Source organism: Paludibaculum fermentans, assembly GCF_051172195.1.
Classification (GTDB): Bacteria; Acidobacteriota; Terriglobia; order Bryobacterales; family Bryobacteraceae; genus Paludibaculum; species Paludibaculum fermentans_A.
This window is the reverse complement of record NZ_JBPJAQ010000001.1, coordinates 493,835-513,874: the sequence shown is the minus strand read 5'-3', so window position 1 is coordinate 513,874 and position 20,040 is coordinate 493,835. Positions and strand designations below refer to the sequence as shown.

The 20,040-nt window shown below is 63.4% G+C and carries 19 protein-coding genes and 1 tRNA gene; 10 read left to right on the top strand and 10 right to left on the bottom strand.

Annotation, left to right across the window (positions count from 1 at the left end; all coding sequences use genetic code 11):
- The first annotated feature begins 10 nt into the window (after positions 1-10).
- The 3 genes from ACR9Y2_RS02105 to ACR9Y2_RS02095 all read left to right on the top strand — a co-directional run bounded on the left by ACR9Y2_RS02105 (position 11) and on the right by ACR9Y2_RS02095 (position 860).
- Positions 11-259 carry a hypothetical protein gene (locus ACR9Y2_RS02105; protein ID WP_435039367.1) on the top strand — a complete coding sequence of 83 codons (249 nt, stop codon included), beginning with the start codon at positions 11-13 and terminating at the stop codon, positions 257-259.
- A 24-nt stretch (positions 260-283) separates the two neighbouring features.
- Positions 284-643, top strand: a complete 360-nt coding sequence (locus tag ACR9Y2_RS02100; protein WP_435039366.1) for a DUF192 domain-containing protein — start codon at positions 284-286, stop codon at positions 641-643.
- A gap of 128 nt (positions 644-771) precedes the next feature.
- Positions 772-860 (top strand) — tRNA-Leu (locus ACR9Y2_RS02095).
- Positions 861-872: 12 nt separating this feature from the next.
- Here the strand turns inward: ACR9Y2_RS02095 and ACR9Y2_RS02090 are convergent.
- The 4 genes from ACR9Y2_RS02090 to ACR9Y2_RS02075 form a co-directional block, all read right to left on the bottom strand.
- Positions 873-1,361 (bottom strand): YybH family protein, encoded by a 489-nt coding sequence (locus ACR9Y2_RS02090; protein WP_435039365.1) that lies wholly within the window; start codon positions 1,359-1,361, stop codon positions 873-875.
- Between the two features lie 59 nt (positions 1,362-1,420).
- Positions 1,421-2,293, bottom strand: coding sequence for an RNA polymerase sigma factor (locus ACR9Y2_RS02085; protein ID WP_435039364.1), 873 nt, complete (start codon positions 2,291-2,293; stop codon positions 1,421-1,423).
- A 24-nt stretch (positions 2,294-2,317) separates the two neighbouring features.
- Positions 2,318-4,264: a trypsin-like serine peptidase gene (locus ACR9Y2_RS02080; RefSeq protein ID WP_435039363.1), complete on the bottom strand. Its 1,947-nt coding sequence runs from the start codon at positions 4,262-4,264 to the stop codon at positions 2,318-2,320.
- Positions 4,265-4,507: 243 nt separating this feature from the next.
- Positions 4,508-4,960, bottom strand: coding sequence for a DinB family protein (locus tag ACR9Y2_RS02075; RefSeq protein ID WP_435039362.1), 453 nt, complete (start codon positions 4,958-4,960; stop codon positions 4,508-4,510).
- A 34-nt stretch (positions 4,961-4,994) separates the two neighbouring features.
- Between ACR9Y2_RS02075 and ACR9Y2_RS02070 the strand changes: the two genes are divergently transcribed.
- Positions 4,995-5,852: a helix-turn-helix domain-containing protein gene (locus tag ACR9Y2_RS02070; RefSeq protein ID WP_435039361.1), complete on the top strand. Its 858-nt coding sequence runs from the start codon at positions 4,995-4,997 to the stop codon at positions 5,850-5,852.
- A gap of 66 nt (positions 5,853-5,918) precedes the next feature.
- On the opposite strand, the gene ACR9Y2_RS02065 is transcribed toward ACR9Y2_RS02070, so the two are convergent.
- Together ACR9Y2_RS02065 and ACR9Y2_RS02060 are read right to left on the bottom strand one after the other, a co-directional pair.
- Positions 5,919-6,869, bottom strand: a complete 951-nt coding sequence (locus ACR9Y2_RS02065; protein WP_435039360.1) for a helix-turn-helix domain-containing protein — start codon at positions 6,867-6,869, stop codon at positions 5,919-5,921.
- Between the two features lie 93 nt (positions 6,870-6,962).
- A complete protein-coding gene (locus ACR9Y2_RS02060; RefSeq protein ID WP_435039359.1) occupies positions 6,963-7,625 on the bottom strand; it encodes a hypothetical protein in 663 nt (220 codons plus the stop codon).
- 251 nt (positions 7,626-7,876) lie between these two features.
- Between ACR9Y2_RS02060 and ACR9Y2_RS02055 the strand changes: the two genes are divergently transcribed.
- From ACR9Y2_RS02055 to ACR9Y2_RS02040, 4 genes are all read left to right on the top strand, one after another.
- Positions 7,877-9,508 carry an ankyrin repeat domain-containing protein gene (locus ACR9Y2_RS02055; RefSeq protein WP_435039358.1) on the top strand — a complete coding sequence of 544 codons (1,632 nt, stop codon included), beginning with the start codon at positions 7,877-7,879 and terminating at the stop codon, positions 9,506-9,508.
- Between the two features lie 119 nt (positions 9,509-9,627).
- Positions 9,628-10,029, top strand: a complete 402-nt coding sequence (locus ACR9Y2_RS02050) for a DUF1801 domain-containing protein (RefSeq protein WP_435039357.1) — start codon at positions 9,628-9,630, stop codon at positions 10,027-10,029.
- A gap of 46 nt (positions 10,030-10,075) precedes the next feature.
- Positions 10,076-10,486 (top strand): ExbD/TolR family protein, encoded by a 411-nt coding sequence (locus tag ACR9Y2_RS02045; RefSeq protein ID WP_435039356.1) that lies wholly within the window; start codon positions 10,076-10,078, stop codon positions 10,484-10,486.
- Positions 10,487-10,655: 169 nt separating this feature from the next.
- Positions 10,656-12,038, top strand: a complete 1,383-nt coding sequence (locus ACR9Y2_RS02040) for a hypothetical protein (RefSeq protein WP_435039355.1) — start codon at positions 10,656-10,658, stop codon at positions 12,036-12,038.
- A gap of 84 nt (positions 12,039-12,122) precedes the next feature.
- Here ACR9Y2_RS02040 and arfB read toward each other — a convergent pair whose 3' ends face one another.
- The gene (gene arfB, locus ACR9Y2_RS02035; protein ID WP_435039354.1) at positions 12,123-12,527 is read right to left on the bottom strand and encodes an alternative ribosome rescue aminoacyl-tRNA hydrolase ArfB; all 405 of its coding nucleotides are present in this window, start codon (positions 12,525-12,527) and stop codon (positions 12,123-12,125) included.
- A 333-nt stretch (positions 12,528-12,860) separates the two neighbouring features.
- On the opposite strand from arfB, the gene ACR9Y2_RS02030 reads away from it, so the two are divergent.
- Positions 12,861-14,051 (top strand): WG repeat-containing protein, encoded by a 1,191-nt coding sequence (locus tag ACR9Y2_RS02030; protein ID WP_435039353.1) that lies wholly within the window; start codon positions 12,861-12,863, stop codon positions 14,049-14,051.
- Positions 14,052-14,088: 37 nt separating this feature from the next.
- On the opposite strand, the gene ACR9Y2_RS02025 is transcribed toward ACR9Y2_RS02030, so the two are convergent.
- Together ACR9Y2_RS02025 and ACR9Y2_RS02020 are read right to left on the bottom strand one after the other, a co-directional pair.
- Complete coding sequence (locus ACR9Y2_RS02025; protein WP_435039352.1) at positions 14,089-15,120, bottom strand: sugar phosphate isomerase/epimerase family protein; 1,032 nt, start codon at positions 15,118-15,120, stop codon at positions 14,089-14,091.
- Positions 15,121-15,143: 23 nt separating this feature from the next.
- Positions 15,144-16,727 (bottom strand): Gfo/Idh/MocA family protein, encoded by a 1,584-nt coding sequence (locus ACR9Y2_RS02020; RefSeq protein ID WP_435039351.1) that lies wholly within the window; start codon positions 16,725-16,727, stop codon positions 15,144-15,146.
- Positions 16,728-17,468: 741 nt separating this feature from the next.
- Here ACR9Y2_RS02020 and ACR9Y2_RS02015 point away from each other — a divergent pair.
- Entirely contained in the window at positions 17,469-18,185 is a 717-nt protein-coding gene (locus tag ACR9Y2_RS02015; protein WP_435039350.1) for a PEP-CTERM sorting domain-containing protein, read from the top strand.
- Positions 18,186-18,572: 387 nt separating this feature from the next.
- Here the strand turns inward: ACR9Y2_RS02015 and ACR9Y2_RS02010 are convergent, their stop codons facing one another.
- Positions 18,573-19,784, bottom strand: coding sequence for a patatin-like phospholipase family protein (locus tag ACR9Y2_RS02010; protein ID WP_435039349.1), 1,212 nt, complete (start codon positions 19,782-19,784; stop codon positions 18,573-18,575).
- Positions 19,785-20,040: the final 256 nt, after the last annotated feature.

The following is a 20,040-nucleotide window of genomic DNA, read 5'->3' as shown; positions in this document are numbered from 1 at the left end:
TAGCCGCCCCGTGCCAAACTGGCAACCAGGGATGGGGCTGCACGACATCTTCAGGACACAGCTCAAAGGCCTCTGCGAGACCTGCGCCTGGGTGCGCCGCATTGAGAACGACCGGGGCAGCGTCTTCCTGCTCTGTCGCCGGGCGCTCACCGACACAGCCTACCCGAAGTACCCCAGGCTGCCGGTGCTACGCTGCCCGGGCTACGAGCCAGTCCCCACAGAGCCTGTCCCTACAGGGAAGGACGGGAAGGGTCGATAGGCTCAGTGTTGTCCGGCAGCCAAAATGAAGATCCGAGTCCACAACCGAACCAAAGACACCCTGGTGGCCGATTCCGCCGATCTGGCCAACTCCAGCGCCACCCGCCGCGAAGGCCTGCTCAAGCGCACCGGCCTCACCCCCGGCGAAGGCCTCTGGATTACGCCCTGCGAGGCCGTTCACTGTTTCTTCATGAAGTTCACCATCGACATCGTCTTCCTGAATAAGGCCAAACAGGTGGTGAAGGTCAGTCCGTCCGTAAAGCCTTGGCGCATCGCAGGTTGCCTCCGTGCCCACTCCGTGTTGGAGCTGCCCGAAGGCCAGATCAGGGCCACTGGTACGATGCCCGGCGACCAGTTCGAAATCGAGAAGCTCGCCGCCGCCTGAACGCCGGCAAGACCAATGGTTTCAGCGGCGAGCCCGCTCGTTCCGGCTCCTGCCTTGTTTTTCGCCCCGCTGCTGGAGCCGCCCCGCCCCCCAATGCTATATTGAAAGTCGGCCCTGCCCACACTTCAGCCGGAGTGGCGGAACTGGCAGACGCACGGGACTCAAAATCCCGCGACCTTTACTGGTCATGTGGGTTCGACCCCCACCTCCGGCACCACCCGCCTCAGCTTCAAAAATCGACATCAAATGGCTTCAGTAGCTCCGGCTTCGTTAGCGCCCAGTGCGTGTGGATGATCTTCCATTGCCCGTTCTTGCGGCGGTAGACCTCCGTCGTATTCCACCGCACGGTCTGTCCTTTGGTGTGGCTGGCGAAATTGAAGGTCAGCACACCCATGTCGCCCGAGACAATCACTCGCGGATTGATCATCTCCCAGCTGTCAACCTGCACCTTGCCCTGCATCTTTTCATAAAGCGCGCGCAGCGCCGGCAGGCCGACAAGTCGGGTTTCAAGAAACGGATCAAAATAATCGACCTCGGGATCTGAAGCCTCCAGGAAGCCGTTCAAATCACCTTTCGCCCAGCGCTCGAAGGCGCCGCGCTCCACCGCTAGGATCGCTTCTCCGTCCTTGTCCGCCCGCGCGGAAGGACTGCCCGAACCACCACCCTCCCCAGCCTCCGCGCAAACGAACAGCAGGGGGAGTATCGCAAATCTCGTCATAACAAAATCTCCATATCCGTTGTGACCTTCGCCCGCCTGGCAGTGTGACAATCCAGCAATCAAATAGGCGGATCCAGCGAAACGCCGGCCAGCGCCCGGCGCACCAACTCCTGGGGGGGCTCGACGAAGGGTTGATCCTGATACAGCGCCGCATACAGGCGGTCTGAGGCTTCGATCAGTTCATCCCCTCGGCTGGAGGCAACATCGCGTACCTTGCGCAGGTGCCCAGTCGCGAATTGGAGCTTGTCCGGCTTCAGGTAACCCCGCTCCATGAAGCCTCGTACCTTCTTCGGGCAACGGCATGGATTCGATTCCTTCACCAGGCCGCATTTCCCATCCAGGAAGGCATACAGATCGCGACGGGTCCGTGCAAGAATCTGACGGAAATTGTCCGGCGTCACGCCCACCACCTCGGCGCCCACCGAATCGCTCACTCCAAAAATCTCCCCCAGCGTATACACCAGCCGCTGGCGCCCGTCCAGGCACAACAGCATCGCTGCCGTGCATGACATCTTGGCTTCCTCAATCAGTATTTCCACCGGAACGGGCACCGTGCGCGGGTCCGGTACCTCAGACAATCCGGTAGCGTCCAGATCCCCGGCGAACCAGTCGAATGAATAACATGGATCGGCGGCTGCCCACTTCTTCCTGAAGTTGAGGATCTGGTTCGTCGCCAGGCGGTAGAGCCACGTCCGGAATTTGCTCTCTCCCCGGAACGTATGTATGCCCAGCACGACGCGAATCAGAATCTCCTGGGTCGCATCCTCCGCGTTCTCCGCGGAGTACAGCATCCGCACCGCGACGTTGTAGATCCAGGCCTGGTGGCGTACCACCAACTCTTCCATGGCCTGCCGGTCGCCGGTCTGGGCCCGCGCTACCAGTTCACGATCCGCATCTTCCGAATAATTGTCAGAAAGAGGCCTGAATATCACGCTACCCAGACTGTAGCATTCCGCCTATTCTTCCGGGGTCAGCGGCAGGAACTTCGTCGTCGCCTTCGCGCTCCAACGCGCACCCGTCGTCGGCGAGAATCCGCTCAGTTCGATGAAACGGTCTGCCTGCGACGGCTGCAGATTCGCCTTGATCGTCGCCTGGATCGACCCGTTTGCCGCCAGGTCTGTCGCCCCCAGCAGATCCTTGATGTGGTCTGAATAGACCACGCCGTCGATCTTCAGCGAACTGATCCGCACCGGGTAGCCGGCCTTCTCTTCCACCAGCAGTTGGAACTCAAAATTGGTGCCATCCTGCCCCGGCGTATGCGCCACCACCGGATTCGGCAACACCGCCGCGGTCACCACCGGCTTGCGGGAAGTCACGGTCGCTGTGGCCGCAATCGATACCGGAGTCACCGGCAGTGATGCCGCCGTCACCGGCCCCATCGCCACCGTAGCCGTCGTATTGAACGTCCCAGGCACCGGCAGCGCCGGCGGAGCCGCAAAAAACTCCACCGTCACCGGTTGATCCGCACTCACTGTCCCCGTCCATACTGAAGGAGCCAGCCACGACGCACCCGTGCTGATCTGGAAACCGCGCGGCGTCGTCGAATCCGTCGTGATCACCACGGCTTGCCTCGACGGCTCCTGCGCCACGCCATCCGCCACCGCAAAGCTCAGCTTCGCCTTGCTCACCTTCAGCGCCGGGGCTGGTACTTCTTCCAGAAACTCCCGGATCATCGGGTAGATCAACGAGAACTTGCCATAGGCGGCCGCCCCCGTAATGTCGCAGTAGCTGCCCCCGTCCGTTGGGACGTAACCATAAGACAACACACCCACAACCTGCTGGTTTTCGTTCAACAGCGGCGAGCCGGAGGAACCCTGCTGCACACGTCCGCCCGTCTCGGCGAATTGCAGAAAGTTATCCAATGGGAACAATTCGCTATCCAGGTACATCGCACCCTTCTGGTCGGAGTCGCGCGTCCCGAAAGCGATGCGTTTCCAACTGGTTGGCGGCAGGCCCGGATGATGGATGGCCGCAACTTTCGCACCGACCGCCGGATCCGTGGCGCTCCAGCCCAGCAGGAATGCCCCGGCCGGAGCCTTCGGCAATTGAATCAACGTGAAATCCCCGCCGATGGCCGCATAGCTCGAAAGCATGGTCCCCCCGCTGATCTGCAGCGACGACGCCCGCTCCGGGGCCGGACCCTCACACTTGGAAGTCTGGTAGTTCCAGTAAGTCACCATCGACCGCACTTCCGTCTCCGTACTCATGCAGTGATTCGCCGTCAGGAATAGGGGCGCAAACGTCGACCGCTTGCTGTTCACCAGTTCGCCCGAACAGATGTAGACTCCGCCGTCGTCGGCCACGAAGTCCAGGTTGGCTATAGCTTTGGCGGCATTCGAGTACTCCGAATAGCACGACACGTCCAGCTGGCAGTACATCGGATCGTCACTGCCCGACGCCAGCGGCCATTGGTGCGACACCCGGTCAATGCGGAACGCCGGTTGATCGTCCTGGACGCCCACCCATTCCACCTGCAACTGCGAGCCGTCCACCGGATCCGACCAGAAGTCGCCGTCTCCATACGGACCTTTGCCTGTGTAGGGACCGCCTGCGACCGTTCCGTCGCCGCGCCGCAACCATACCTCGCCCTGGCCAGCGTCAAAGTTCGAGAAATGAACCCGCAACTTCACCGCGCCAGCCGATTCCACCAGCAAACGGCCGTCCTGCCGGCCGTCCTGCAGGACAGTCCAGTCCAGTTTCGCCGGATCCAGCCCTTCGACCGCGCGCACCACACCCGTCTGCCGCGCAAAACCCCTCGGTTTCACCACCTGCTCCCCGGCCGAGAGGCTGTTCAGCCGCAAGGCACTGCGCTCCGCCGGAGGCGCCGCCAAGGCAGCCGGAGCTGTCGCGGCCTGGGCCAGGCGCGTCGCGCCTGCCTTCTCGGAAACTGGAGCGCCCGGCATGCTCTGCCCGTAAAGCAGAGAGGCCGTTCCGCATGCAACACACATCAGGGCAAGATGGAAAACCCGCATGTCTGTCCATCGACCAGACCCTGCCCGTCCTCCACGGACGCCGATAGAATTCCAGCCCGGATCAGGTGTTTGCCTGAGTCGCCAGCGCCGCTCCCGGGGCCGGAAGCGGCCTGGCGTCACACCTCAGTTACTTCACCCGTTTGGCCAGAAACTCGCCCTCCAGATTTTTCCCTCCTAACTCCGCGACGCGGGCGGCACCACTCCGGCCAGCCGCGCATACACCGCCAGTTGCCCGTAGTGCTCGCAGACATGCTCGACGATCCCTTCCGCCTGGGCCGCCTTTTCCGCATCCAGTCCGTTCTTCAGTTCACGCAGCGCCCCCACTGCGTCATTTGTGCTCTCCGTCAGACCCCGGATCGCCAGCACCTTCGTCCCGTATTCAGACTTCGGCAGCTCGTTCGCCGCCCCGTCTGCCTTCTTGCCCCGCACCGTCTCCGCCAGGTACAGATTCCAGAACGCCACGTGGCGCAGCACGTCTCCAAACGTACGGGCGCCCGCCGCCGGAGCGGTCTCGAACTGAGCTTCGGGGTACTCCCTGGCCAGTGCCGCCAGCTTCTCGCCGGTCTCTGCCAACCGGCCCGTCAAGAGTAGGGCAATCGCCTGTGTTTCGGTGTTTTTGACTGTCATACTAGTGTTGTAAGGCGGCAGAGGGAGCCGAATCTTGGCGAAAATTGCGGCGAGATCCAATCCCGGTGTCACCCCACCCCAGGCGCAGGTGCTCGCCCGCGGAGACGGCTGGTCTGTCTCCGAAATCGTCTGCACCCTGGGCCCCCGCGACCGCCCGTTCGAAGAGCGGCACTCGTCCGTCTCCATCGCCATCGTCGCCGCCGGCAGCTTTCTCTACCGCTCGCACGCCGGCCGCGAGCTGCTCACCCCCGGGTCCCTCATGCTCGGCAGCGCCGGCCGCAGCTTCGAGTGCAGCCACGAACATGGCACCGGCGACCGCTGCATCTCGTTCTCTTACTCGCCCGCTCGCTTCGATCGCCTGGATGCCCAGCCGCACTTCCAGTCCATGCGTCTGCCGCCGGTCCGTCCCCTCTCGCCACTCATCGCCCAGGCTTCCGCCCTTCTCGCCGGAGCCCCTGGACCCTCTTGGGAAGAACTCGGAGTCGAACTCGCGGCCCAGGCCGTCCAACTCGATCGCGGTCACTCCCAGGCGTCCGGCAGCGCGGGTCCTGCTGCAATCGCGCGTGTCGCTCGCATCCTCCGCGCCATCGAGAACGATCCCGATGCGCCACACGACCTCACCGCCCTGGCCGGCGAAGCCCGCCTCAGCCCGTTTCACTTCCTCAGGACATTTCAGGAGGTCGCCGGAGTCACACCGCACCAGTTCCTGCTCCGGCAGCGCCTGCGCCGTGCCGCCCTCCGCCTCAGCACCCAGCCCGCCAAGGTCGTCGACATCGCCCTCGATTGCGGCTTCGGCGACGTCTCCAATTTCAACCGCAACTTCCGGGCCGAATTCGGCATGAGCCCCCGGGCCTGGCGCAAGCTGGGAACCGGGGCTCGGCAGTCCGGCTGAGCCTTCAAACCGCCGCCAAGCCCGCTACCAGGACGTGCTCGCCTCAGGCCTTTCCCTCTCCGCGCCCTACCGCGCAACCTCCACCGGCCGCCACGGCGCCACGGCCATCTCATACTCCGTCGGGCAGCCGAACCCTTCCACCTTCACACCCAGGTCCCGCAGCATGCCCAGCGCCGACAGCCGCCGGTACGTGTTGAACGTGATCACATGCGCGAACATCCCGCCAAACGTGAACGTCTCCGCCGGTTCGCACAACGCATCGATGAAGGTGTCGTCCCACCCGCCCCTCTTCCTCACCTCCGCCAAGGCCCGCAGGTAGTCGCCGTCCGCTTTCTCAAACCGGGCCAGCAGCGCCGCCGCGGTCAGGTCCTCCTTCCCCTTCTTCTCCTCCGGCATCTCACCCCCTAACAGCGCGGCGGCCCACACCTCCTTCGTGTACACCAGCCGCTCCAATACCGCCCGCAAACTCTCCGGCTCCTTCTCCCACGGCAACAGCTTCGCCGGATGGCCCAGCCGTTTGTCCAACTGCGCGTCCGTCAACGTCGCTGCCGCTTCCAGCAGCTTCTTGGTATGCCACGTATCCGTGCCCGAGAAACGATCGAACAGGTCCATTGCCAGTGCTCCTTCAGATTTGGATCCCGGCGCGCAGAAATGGAATCCATTCGGCGCCGGCAGGTGAATCGGTTGCGCCCCCATCCGCCGGTACAGGCTCGGCGAGACGCGAAACGCTTTGCGAAAGGCCCGGGTGAACGCCTCCAGCGAGCCGTAGCCGGCTTCCAGGGCGATCTCCGTCACTGAGAGCCTCGTACGGCTCACCTGCCACGCCGCCCGCTCCAGCAACAACCGCCTTCTCATCGCCTCCGGAGTCTCCTCGATCAGGGCCCGGAACAGACGATAAAACTGCGTCCTGCTGCGCAGCGCGCGCCTCGGCAGCTTGCCTTTGACGCTCTCCTCATCCAGGGATTCCAGAACAACGGCGGACAGACGTTCCGCTTCGCGTTTGTCTCTCTCAGCCATCTCTGCAAGTCCCTCTCTGAAGAGAAATCTAGCATCCGGCGACACGCAAAACCTGATCGGCAGTCCCAAATTCACGCCGCTTCGCAGCCTGTTTCAACGCGCCGGACGGCACCACTTCTTCAACCCCAGGTGCGTCGGCCACCACACCAGCACCGGCAGCCCGATCATCAGCAGCGCAAACCATGCTGCCTCCGGCATCCACGTCTGCATCTTCGTCTCGCTGGGCCCGTAGACGTAGTTGATATTCACCGGAGTCAAAGGGGTTGGCAGCGGGTCTCCGGGCTTCGGCATCACGAAATAGCACAGCAGCATCAGCACCCACGCCAGCGAACACCAGTACGGCAGCGCCTTGGGATGATAGCCCAGCCGGTAAACCAGGTAGACCAGCAGGAACGGCAGCCACCCGTGGAACAGCGACAGGCTGCGCAGGAACAACGAGTGACCCGCGTCAAACATATAGTCCGTCATGCCCACCAGCGACAACCCCACCAGGTGCCCCGCGAAATCCGCTACCCACACCACCTGCGGCAACAGGATGCCCACCGTCGGAATGCTCACCAGCAGCGCATTCTCCAGCCACATCCCGGCCAGCGTCAGGAACAGGCACATGTCGCAGAAATACAGGAAGTTCGTCGGCCCGTAGTCGTGCCAGTACACGGGCACCAGCACGGCCATGAACGCCGTGTACACCAGCTTCAGCCACATCGGAATCCGCGCCTGGCTCGCGGTGGGCAGGGACAGTGTTGCGCTCGTCATCGGCACCCCTCCGTGCGGCCCCCAGGGCCGCTGGAATGGGGCCAATCATAGCAGCACTCCTGCCTCCCCCACCGCAACCCTTCGCTTGACAGGATTTCCGCAAGCCGCAATACTGACGGCAGTGCGCGACAGGGCGCCACCGGCCCGCGGCAAGGGAATCACTCCCACCTGCTTCCGATTCAGCCAGTGTGCTTCGAATCTTCTTTCAGCCTGTCTCAGCGGGTCACAGGCACTCACGAAAGGAGATTGCCATGCCTACCTCCGAGCTGCCCGCTCGCCCCTCCCTCGAATCCCTTCGCAAGCAAGCCAAAAAGCTTGCACGAGACACCGCTGCCGGCGATGCTGCTGCCCTCGCCCGGGCGCGTGCCCAGCAACCGCAAACCTCATTCCCTCTCTCTCAGCGCGCTGCCCAACTCGTGCTCGCACGAGAGTATGGCTTTCCCGGCTGGCCAGACCTGGTCAAGGAGGTGGAACGGCGCCTCGGCCGCGGGCTCGAATGGGCCGCGGCCCAAGCTCGCCGCATCATCCACGACAACGACCTCGAAGCTCTCCGGCGCTTGCTCTCCGAATACCCGGCCCTGTTGTCGTGGCAGACAGCCGATGACGACGGAGGCCTGCTCGCAATGGCCACCAGTTCCTACGGCGACAGCGGAGATCCCTCCCATGAAGAGCATTTCACCCGCCTGGCCTGTGCGGAACTCCTGCTCGACGCCGGAGCCGTCGTTGCTCCGTCGATAGCTGAAGGACTCCTCCGTGCCCGAGCCAGGCGGCTGCTCGACCTCTTCCACCGCAGGGGCCTTCTTCCGCCAACCCTCAAGTTCCTGGCCGCCCTCGGCGACGTCGATGCGGTTCGCGCCAGCCTCAATACGAGCGCCGCCGATCTGGCCGCTGTCAACGAAGCATTCATGTATGCCTGCCACCTCCAGCAACCGTCCTCAGCGGCTCTGCTGTTGGACGCGGCAATCACTCTCGACGATGGATTGGGCCATCAAATCGATGCCGGACCCGGGCGTTCTGCGTTCGTTCAGTACTTCCTCGAGCACAAGCCGGAAGTCCACACTCCCGATCCCTTCGAGCCCTGGAACGCTTTTGTCAGCCAACAAGTCGATCACGCGATGCGCGACGGCGACACCACCACCTTCGTCGACCTCCTGCGCCGCGAACCCTGGCTGCTCTCCACAGCAGGCCTGCAGTTCCAGGCCAGATGGATCGAGGTGGCCGTCCTGAACGACCGCGCAAACTTGCTGGAAACCTTCTTGACCCTCGATCCCGCCATCCTGCACACCCGCCTGCCACCGCCATCGCAGGCCATCGAGTTTGCCTTCACCTATGTGAAAACCCATCTGCTGCCCCTCCTGCTGCGCATCTGGCCCGTGCCGGACGATCTGCCCCACGCCGCCGGCAATGGCGACCTGGGCCGGGTCAAACGCTGGTTCAACGCCGAGGGCCAGCTCGCCTTGGGCGACCTCACCCATCACTTCCCCGCGAATAACGGCCACTATCGTCAGGACCTGCACGCCTGGTTCGGCAGCGGAGAACCGAATGAGCAGAGGATCCTCGACACCGCCCTCGCCTGGGCGGTTCTCAACAACCACTTCGAGGTTGCAGACTTTCTCCTTGCGCACGGGGCCGACATCAACACCAACTGGTGCTCGCACGAGCCCGCCAGCATCCTGCATGAGCTCGTCTGGCACCGGAACTACCAGGCCATGCAGTTCCTCATCGATCGCGGCATCGACATGACCATCCGGGACTATCGCTGGAACGCCACGGCCGAAGGCTGGGCCGCCGTCGCAGCGAACGACGAGAAACTGGCCCAGTGGCTGCGCGACGCCCGGCAGCAACGGGAACGGGCATCGCAGGCAAGCCCTGAGGCTCTCTGAATGGCGGGAATCCCGGTCGGCACCCCATCGTGGAACCTCCGCTCCCGCAACTCCACCCGCCCCGTTCCGCATGCGAAAGTAATCCATAACGGCGCCCGAGGCCGGAAAGTGGAGCGGCCATGAAGACGGATCTACTGCGATTCAATGGTGCTGTCGAACGCCATCCCGCAATCGAAGCGTGGCTGGACGAACACGCAGGCGAATTGGGAACCATCGCGCGTCAATGGTTCCAGGTGCTACGAAACTGCGGGGACGAAGTGCGCGAGCTGGTGCACGACGGCTGCCCCGTAGCCTGCCTGGGCGATGTGCCCTTCGCCTACGTCAATGTCTTCACTTCGCACGTGAACGTCGGGTTCTTTCAAGGCGCTTCCTTGCCGGATCCCGGCCGCTTGTTACAGGGCGCTGGCAAATATATGCGCCATGTGAAGCTCAGGCCGGGCACGGCCACCAGCGAGGCAGCCCTGGCCACGCTCATTGAGGTCGCCTACGCTGATATCAAGGCACGCATCGAGCACGGCTAACAGTCTGGGGCTGTACGAAGTCATCAGCTGATAAGGAGTCAACGCGATGAAACGGTTACTTGCAGTTTTTATAGCTGGATCCATTCTGGCCTGTCTGGCCGCCGCTCAGGAGGCGCCCAAGCCCGCACTCCGCAAAGGCGTTTCCGTTCAGATGGCCGTGGCCGATCACGCAGTCGAGATGCGCGCCGCCGACGAACCGGATACCACCGTCGTCGCCATCACGGCCGACGGGACAATATTTGCCGGCATCCAACGCTCTGAGCCCGCTGCCCTCAGCCGCTTGAGCGCGGAGACCGTCTACGTCAAGGCCGACGCCCGTGTGCCGTTCCAGGCAGTGCTCACCGTGCTGGACGCCTTACGGGGCAAGACAGTGGTGCTGCTCTCCGCCTCGCCCGCAAACGCGGAGAAGCCGAAATTCCTCCCACCCTATGGGACCAAGCTGACGGTCGCCCGCTGAGGCCCCCATCCTCATAAGCGCCACATGTCTCCGGCCTGTCTGCCCGCGCCCCTCAGCTGCGTTTCTCTGATCTTGCTTCTGGTCGACTTTGCATGATAAAGTACATTGCAATGAGAGGGCAATCAGGCGTTCACAGCTTTCGACTAGTCTCTGTCGTGGAGCCCCAGCTTTGAAGACTGGTCGCACGGCCGGGGTGCTCGCCGCCGCCCTCGCGCTTCTGGCCCTCCTGGTCGGCCTCCGCGTACTCCGGCAGAACCTTCGCTCTGGTCCGCCGGCCTCCGCCACCCGCTCCGCTTTTCCACCCCCCACCGCATCCGCAGGACCGGCGCACCCCAGCTTCCTCTATGGCCTCGTCACCACCGTGGATGGGGCCGCCTACCAGGGCCGGCTCCGCTGGGGCGGCGGCGAGGAGGCGTTCTGGGGCGACTACTTCAATGGCGCGAAGAAGGCGAACCCCTGGGTGGTCCACATCCCGCCCGGCCAGTTACCCATGGAACGCCAGCCTTTCCGGATCTTTGGACTCCAGGTCGCCAGCCGCGAACGCCCCGTCGACCTCAACCGGCTCTTCATGGCCCGCTTCGGCGACATCGCCCGCATCGAGGCCAGTGGCCGCGACGTGCGCATAACGCTCAAGAGCGGCACCGCCTTCGAACTCGACCGCTTCTCGGCCAGCGACTTCGACGACGGCGTGCGCGTGTGGGACGCCGCGCATGGCGTTGTGGACCTCGACAGCCTCCGTATTCGCGCCATCGATCTCCGCCCCAGTCCCGGGGCCGGTCAAGAGGCCCGTCAGGAGAATGGTCCCGCCCCCAACCAACTGCACGGCACCGTGCGCACTCGCCAGGGCGAGGAGTTCAGCGGCTTCGTCGAATGGGACAGGCAGCAGTGCCTCGGCTCCGACGAACTTGCCGGCCACACCGCCGCGGGGGACCGCTCAATCCCGTTCTCCGCCATCCGCTCCATCGCCCGACACTCCAGCGACAGCACTCGGGTGATTCTCCTCGACGGCGGCGATCTCGTGCTCTCAGGCACCCGCGCAGTCGGCCAGGAGAATCGCGGAGTCTACGTCGACGACCCACGCTACGGCCGGGTCCTGGTCTCCTGGGACTCCTTCGAGCGCCTCGAGTTCAGCCCCGGAGCCGGCGGACCGGCCTACGGCGACTTTCCCCCGGGCGGCCCGCTCACCGGCACCGTCACCACCCGCGACGGCCGCCATCTCGTGGGCCGTCTGGTCTACGACCTGGACGAAAGCGAGTTCACTGAGACGCTCGACGCACCCTCCAGGGGCGTGGACTACACCATCCCCTTCGCTATGATCGCCTCGGTCGTGCTGCCCGGCCCCGATGAGCCCGCCGCGCAACACGCCACCGTGACGTTGCATAGTGGCCGGGAACTCCACCTGGAACGTGCGGGCGACCTCGGCAAGGCGAATGCCGGCATTCTGATCTTCGCCTCGGGTCAGCAGCGGCCCGAGTACGTGCCCTGGACCGCGGTCGCCCAAGTCACTTTCAACCGCCCGCCGGCCAGCTACCCGCCACTGGACGCCCATTAACTCACAGCCGTGACCGTATGGACGCCGGGGCTCCTGGGCGAACTCCGCAGCTGGAATTCCTCACGAGACAGCCGATCAGCCCACTCAGTCTTCGTCAGCCCGGCCGCGCAGTTTCTTGGCGGAAGCTCGCTGCGATTTTTCTGTCAGCCGCCGAACTTTGGATCCGAACGTAGGCCGGCTGGGGCGCCGGATCTTCGGCACAACCTGAGCGCGGGCAACCAGTTCATCCAGTCGTGCCCGGGCTTCCGCTCGATTCGCCTCCTGCGTCCGGTGCACGCGGGACATGATGATGATCACCCCGTCCTGCGTAGCCCGGCTGCCGGCTAACGCCAGCAGGCGCTGCCGTACGTCGGCGGGCAGCGACCGCGATTGTCTCGCATCGAAACGCAGTTCGACGGCAGTAGAGACCTTGTTGACATTCTGGCCGCCCGGGCCGGAAGCGCGAACAAAGGTCATGGTCACTTCGGAATCTGGAATCACGATAGGCAAGCGCTACTTCCAGAATAGCCCGTACCGCCGTTGCAACACCTTACAGGCCGTCGCAAAAACAATCTCACAAGAACCCTGCGGGCCAGGATCTGTCCGGTAGGCCAGGATCTGTCCGGAAGGCCAGAAACTGTCTTGTGGGGCAGGATTTATCCTGCGCGGAGCTTCAGCTCCGCCCCCTCGAAAATCCAGAATCTGCATCCTTACCAGAACGCGCCAGAGGCTTTCCCAGGACTCTGCCAGAGAATACGGATCCGCCGGCGCCCGCGCGTCACTGGTCCGCCCCGGCAGCTCCACCAGGGAACTCACCGTCCCGCGCAGGTGTCTGAATCACTGATGATCAGCCGGGCCATCACCCTCGCCACCTGGAGCATCGCCGCCTGCTGGGCCTGCTCGTACACGGACGATCTCTCGAAGCGGCCCGGAGCCGGTCCTCTCTTCAAGATCTATCGTGCCGGCAAATTCGGCTACATGGACCGCGGTGGGAACGTCGTCATTGCACCCCGCTTCGACGAGGCCCGCGACTTCTTCCACGGGCTCGCCGCGGTCCGCCTGAACGGCAAAGTCGGTTTCGTCAACGAGCGGGACCAGTTAGTGATCCCGGCCCGCTTCGACGACGCTCGCGATTTCCTGGAGGAACTGGCCCCGGTCCGGCTCGGACGCCTGTGGGGCTACATCGACACCCGCGGCAACATGGCGATCCAGCCGCGGTTCCAGGGTGCGGGGGAGTTTCACCAGGGATTGGCGCGGATCTATGTCTGGACCACCATCACCTTCGACTATCGCGGCAACAGGACGCAATTCACCAGGGACACCGCGCCCCTGTACGTCTTCAACCCGCCCTATGAGAATCCATGCGGTTTCGCTCGCGCCGACGACGGCAAGTTCGGCTTCATCGATAGGCAGGGAAGCATCGTGATCCCCCCGCGGTTCAGCTATGCGGACGAATTCCACGAAGGCTTGTCCACCGTTTGCCTGGAAGAGTGCCATGATTTCTCCCGGGCAAAGCATGCGGTCATCAACCGGCACGGTCACATCGCCTTCCCGGTCACGACTGAGTCCGTTGGGGACTTCTCCGCAGGGCTGGCGAGCTTCCGGGTTGGCGAGCATTACGGCTTTCTCGACAGAACAGGCCGTGTCGCAATCGCGCCGCAATACCAGTATGTGGGCGACTTCCACGATGGTCTGGCCAGGGTGCAGCAAGGATGGCAATGGGGCTACATCGACACCACCGGGCGGCAGGTAATCCCCCCTCAGTTCCGCAGCGTAGGGGACTTCTCGGAAGGACTCGCGGTAGCCTGCAACTCCGTCTGCACCTACATCGACCGGACCGGCAGTCGGGCGCTGAACGTCTTCGGCAATTCCTCCATCGGGCGCTTCTCTGATGGCCTGGCGCCTGTCATGGAGTACGAGCTCTTCACCTGGCAAGGCCTGTTTGCGCAGCTTCGAATTCGCCTGCTCCGGCAGCAGCCGGGAGTGGTCTACATCGACAAGTCCGGCGCCGTCGCAGGACTCTACGGCCGCTAGCCTCGTGCAGCGCGCTAAGCTCAGCCCAAACCAGCAGCTAAGCCAAAACACCTCGGCAGTACTCCACGCATTTCGCCAGCTCGGCCAGAGCGGAAGATCCCTGCGGAACCGGATGCTCCATCTCGATAGTTGCCTGAAAAGCGTACTTCTCCGCTTTCATCATCTGGAGTATTTCTTTCAGTGGGGTATCGCCCTCACCCCATGGCACGTTCGGGCCGTTATTCGCCTTCCGATCCTTCAGGTGCACGTGAGTCACCCGACCATGGTTCTGCTTGATCCACTTGGCGGGCGAAAAACCGTTCGCGGCGAAAAAGTGGCCGATGTCCACGTTGGCGCCGTTGTACTTCGAATAGGAGAACGCCTGCTCCCACGACTCGAGACGGCCGAAGGCCTCCGGATCCGTCAGGTTGCCGTGCCCGTGGTAGCCCACCATCATCTTGTGCTTCTCCGCGAAGGCCCCCACTCGCTTGGTCGTGCTGACGGGAATCTCACAGGAAATCGCGTTCGCGCCCAGTTCGCGCGCCAACTGGAAGGAATAATCGAGTTCATCGTCTGTGAACCCGTCAACTCCATCGAACTTCACGATCTGGATCAGCACACCGGCGTCCTCGTACTTCCGCCGGAAGTCGCGGAACCCGCTCATCGACTGCGAGAGCCTCCATTTTCTGAGGCCTTCCGTCGCAGCCTTCCGCTCTGCCTGCTGTTCCGGCGTCAGCGGCGGTCGTCCGCCTGGCGGGGGGGCGCCACTCGGGACTCCACCTGGCGCCGCGCTCCGGCCGCCACCTGGCATTCCACCCGGAAAACCCGGCCTGCCCGCGGGCGCCGGCGCGCCCAGCGAGTCCTCTACCGGCCGCGACCGCAGCTCCAGCGCACTCAGGCTGATTGTCGGCTCCAGGCAGTACTTGAGGATGTCGTCCGCTCCGCCTGGCATGCCGCGAAAGATATACGGCACGTTGGCTCCAATCTGGACGCCGCCGAATTTGGAGTTGGGCTTGGCCGCTCCGAACGCTCTGCCCGTTGAGACAGCGCCCAGCCCGAGCAGGCCCAGTTCACGCCTTGTCAGATTCATACGATCCCCTTGCTCTCGCGCCATCACAGCTTCAAGTCCGATCCTCGACGGAATAACGGCCTGACCAGCTGGTTCGCCTCTTCGCTGTTCGTAAACCGCGTATTCCTGCTGTCCCACAGCAGTTTTCCTGGGACGCGCCAGGCAATGCACACCAGCGCCAGCCACTCCGCGTAGGGCGCTGTCACGCTGAAGTCGGAACAGGACGGGTCACCGCCCTTGCACGCGCGGACCCAGTCCAGCATGTGACCTGGGGAGCGAGTCAGCAGCTGCGGCGGAAGCTTGTACTCCTTCCACCTCGCGGAAGGCAGCAGCCACACGCCTTCGCCGCGATTACTCGTGGCCAACACGCCTTTACTCCCGACCAGCACCGACCCGTTGCCCGCCAGCACGCCGCGCGGGGACCCTCCTCGAGGAGCCTGCTGTGAGGCCGACGTCACGATTTGAGAGCCCTGGAAAACCAACACTCCCGGGCCGCCTGCGCCCCTCGGTGGACCATCCGCGGGGAAGGCACGCCCACCGGGACCTCCGGCGCCTCCTCCCGGACCTCGCCCACCCCCAAACCCGCCCCTGCCGTTGCCCGTCGGCCGGCCTTTGTCGGCCAGGTTGTCGGGCGGAGGCAAAATCGTCTCATCCTCCATCCCGGGTACCCGGAAGGCCCCGGGGTCGGAAGGCCGGGCCGCCTCGTGGTAGTAGACCGAAACCGGTGGCAACGGTCCCCTCGCCGGGAAGTCCAGCCGCACCACGCCCCCAGTCGGGTAGGTGTACTTGCTCTTTCCTGTCTGGCTGACGCACTCCACACTCTCCGGCGCGCCCAGTTGCAGTGCGGTATGCACTGGCCCGGCCGTATGCGTCGCCCAGTTGCCAATCTGTCCCGTTCCAAAATCGTAAAAACCGCGCCAGTTGTACGGTATGTACCAATCGCTGAACGGGCGCGCCGCTGCATTGCCCAGCCACAGATTCCAGTCCAGCGTCTTGGGGACGTCCTTGGGCGGTGGCAACTGTGTCAGTTCCGTCGGATACGTGCTCGGTGAGGTCGCGACATGCGCCTCTCGAACCTCGCCGATCTCGCCGGACCAGACAATCTCAGCGGCCACACGGTGGCATTCGTGAGAAAAACCCTGGTTGCCCATCTGCGTCGCGACCTTATACTTCGCGGCCGCGTCGCGCAACAAACGGGCCTCCCACGGAGTCCTGGTCAGCGGCTTTTCGACATAAACATGCTTGCCCTGCTGCATGCACGCCAGGGCGATCGTGGCGTGCATGAAATCCGGGACGGCCACGATGCAGGCATCAATGTTCTTGCCTTCCTTGTCCAACATCACCCGGTAGTCTTTGTACTTCGGAGCCTTGCCATACCGGTTGAACGAATCGGCCGCCCGCGCCTCGTCCACGTCGCAGAGCGCGGCAATGTTCTCGGTCGCCGCGGCATCGTTGAGGTCCACGCCCCCTTGTCCGCCGCACCCGATAGTGGCCACGTTGAGCTTGTCATAGAACGGCTTGTAGCCAAGCGCGCGCAACGACGGCACACTGCCGAACCCGCCGGCCGGTACGCCACCTGCCAGCAGGGCGCCAAAGAAGATATGCCTTCTCGAAACTCCATCGCTCATAGATCACCAGCCTCTCGCTTCGCCGGCCCAGGGCTCGAAGTGGGCTTCCCTGTCGCTGGCTGCGTAAATCCTATCACTCCTGTGCTACGAGCACTGGCGCACGCCGCATTCCGGAAATAGGCTCCGCGATCACCTGGACATAGCCAGAACTGCGGCGGCGCCAGCTTCCACCATGTCGCCAAAGTTGTCGCCCCCCTGATCGGAGTTCCGTCCTCTCCATGCGCGCGAGATGACTGCCGCGGCACGAGTTCCGCATACGCGCTCGCCAATTGGATCCGCTCTCTTCGGCCGTCGGTGCGCGCAACACAAACCCCACGGCAATAGGGGTATTTGCTGTTCCTGCCCGATGCTCTCAGCAGCGTTAATCAGTGATCGATGGATCTCCGGTTCGCCCGGGTCTGCTCGGCTGGCAAGGCGCGGGCGCCTTCCTGCGTGGTCCCCCAAACGGGCAATAGCTACCGTCGGCGGCCCGGAAGATGCGTGCCGTCTAGGTGGGGCCACGACGCGCCGCCCGGTGATTCTGGCGCCAACCCGCCTCCCTCAGCGTCGCGCCGCGCGCGAATACAGCACTCTAACTTCAATTCCACGTATGGTTTAGCCGCGCATGGAGAAAGCAGCCAGGAATCAGGCCCCACCCATGTAGCGCCGCAACAGGATCGGCGAAAGTCGTTCCTGACAGCACCTTCACCACGAAGAGCTCAACCCACTTCAAACCTGAACAAACCAGAAAGGACCAAGACAATGCCTGCCCTTGCCGAACACATCCAGAGACCGGGAATCACGCGGAGACTGTGGAGTTGGATCCCACTGCTCGTCTGCCTGATGGCCATCAGCCTCACTACGCCCACCGCGAAAGCGAGTTTCATCCTCCAGTACAACAGCGCAGCTTTTTCAAACGACGGCCTGAACTGCAGCTCAGTCCAATGCCTGTCGGGAAGCCTCACCCTGGAGTTTAATGTGCTGGGTGCAATACCCGCCCCTTCCACCCCGTTCTGTCTGGACCTCAACTCGCTCGGGAGCACCTCCGGCAGTTGCCTCCCCGTCGGCTTGGCGTCCCTCCGAAATGGTGCAACTCAATTCCAAATCGTGGGCAACCCCAACAACCTCGCTACCCTGCAACTCTCGCCCGACGCGTCCTATTGGCTCGTCTATCTCGATGGCCAGTCCAACCAGAATCCGCCCACCAGCGTCCTTACGAGGAATTCAGCCACCGGCGGCTCAGACCTGCTCATACTCAACGACGGCACACATGGGGCGTTCTACGGGCGCAGCAATGTACCCGGAACCTGGACCATCATTGAGCCATCACAAGCGCCAGTACCCGAGCCGGCCACCTGGCTCGCCATGGCAACCGGGCTTGGGTTGGTCGGGCTGCTCCGCCGAAAGCGCAAACCGGCGGCCCGTTCAGCCCACGAACCTGAATTCGATTCGCCCGGCCGGTCCCAGCCGCTGGTCTGAGACCAGGGAGTTCCCTCAACCGCTGGCATCGCCAGGTGCCCGGTTTCAGCCCTTCTCGCCCACCGCGCGGGCCGGCAGCGCCACCATCGCGCTCAGGCCCGCCGGCCCGGGCGTCGGCATCAATGGCAACATTTTCATTACCAGGATGAAGGACGGATCACGCAAGTGTCCCGCGGCGTTACGGACGGGAGTACCTCCATCCTGGCAAGGCTGCTGCACTGGAGCCTGCTCGCTTCCAAGGGCCGTCACCGCCCAGTGCCGAATCTGGCTTGGTTCCCCATCAAAATATTGCCGGCACGAATCAGGAATGCGTCCCTGATGTGCCCATACCACTCGAATTCAGATTCAACAGCATGCGGACGGTTCATGCCCACGTTCGTGAGCCGGTCATCCAATCAGTGCGGGCGGAACCCGGGAGCCTCGCACGGGCGTGAGTTTCACGAAGGTGCTTTTCGCCCACTGCACAACCTGGGCCCAATCCGGTGAATCGAAGTACGCTTCGGCCGTCTGCTCAAACATCTGCATCGTCTCTGGCGAATAGTCATCCAGCGCGACCGATGCCGGCAGCGCGGGGTTGAGCCGCATGTACCTGCCGTTCGGACCGCCGCCTCCGAGCAGCTGACTGCACAAGGCGTGGGTGCTGTCGGAAACCCCATCCATCATCGCATTCAGTAGCGGGAAGGTCGGCGTGGAGTCGTGTCCCTTCAGTGAGGCCCAACGGTTGACTCCAAAACAGAGCCGGTCGCTCAGAGTTGGCACGATGTTCGCGCTCGTCTTGCCTGTTCCAATCGATAGAACCGCGATGTTGGAAAGCGATCGGCCCTGCTGAATCGCAAGGCTCACCGCCAATGCCGCGGGATTGTTCGCAAACAGGCCGCCGTCGCTGCACCACCCGAACTGGGGATGGCAATAGGGAGGAAAGTAGACCGGCGCCGCGGACGTGGCCAATGCGGCATCAAAGAGCCGGGTGTTTGCTCCAGCGGAGCCGTCGAAGTTATCGATAACCAACGGGCTCCAGATTGCCGGATTGGCGGCGGGATCCGCCAGTTGGAAGGTCGCGACCATCACCTTGGAAGGCAGCGAGGAGAGCACGGGGTCTTCCGGAATGAAGGCCTCGAGTACCGATAACAGCGACGGATCTCCAATGTTGTCGAATAGCGCCTGGAATAGTTCCTTCGCCGACGCTGTATCCCCATTTGCCGGATCGTTTTGGATCGGGCTTGTGCAGCCGGCCACCGCGCCGGCGCATGTGAGTTGCACGCCGAGCGGAGAGAAGATCTGTGCGCCTGCATTCTGGTACAGCGTCACGACGTCGTCAATGCTCTTTCCCTGCGCCAATCCCAGGGCGATCAAACCGCCCGTGGACGTCCCCGCGTAAAGATCGACATTGCCATTCGCTTCACCCAGGATGCCGCACTCGCTGTTCAGGCGCTGCAGGATCAGGGAGGACAGGTATCCGCGCATGCCCCCGCCGTCACAGGCAAGGATCAGATACTTCGCCGGACCGGCGGATTTTCGAGTCTGGGAGAAAACACTCTGCTGCAGGACGGCGCCGAGCGCCGAGTACTGAAGGATGTCTCTTCGTGTGGGTTTCATCATCGCTCCTTCTGGTTGGGATCCACGATTCAGCGGCTCATGTCTGACCCGGCGGCTGCCATCGTGGGATCAGCATAGCGGCGGTAGGGGCCAGGCTCCAGTGTTCCGGGATGCTTTTTGGCTGACTTCGATGTAGTCACGTAAGTCACTGTATTGAGGCGGCTTGCTTGCGCTTCTGATCATTCTCCGAATCGCCCGTCTGTGCCCCTGGTAGACTCTGGCGCCACATTTTTCCGGTTGCATTGATAAAGGCCAGGCC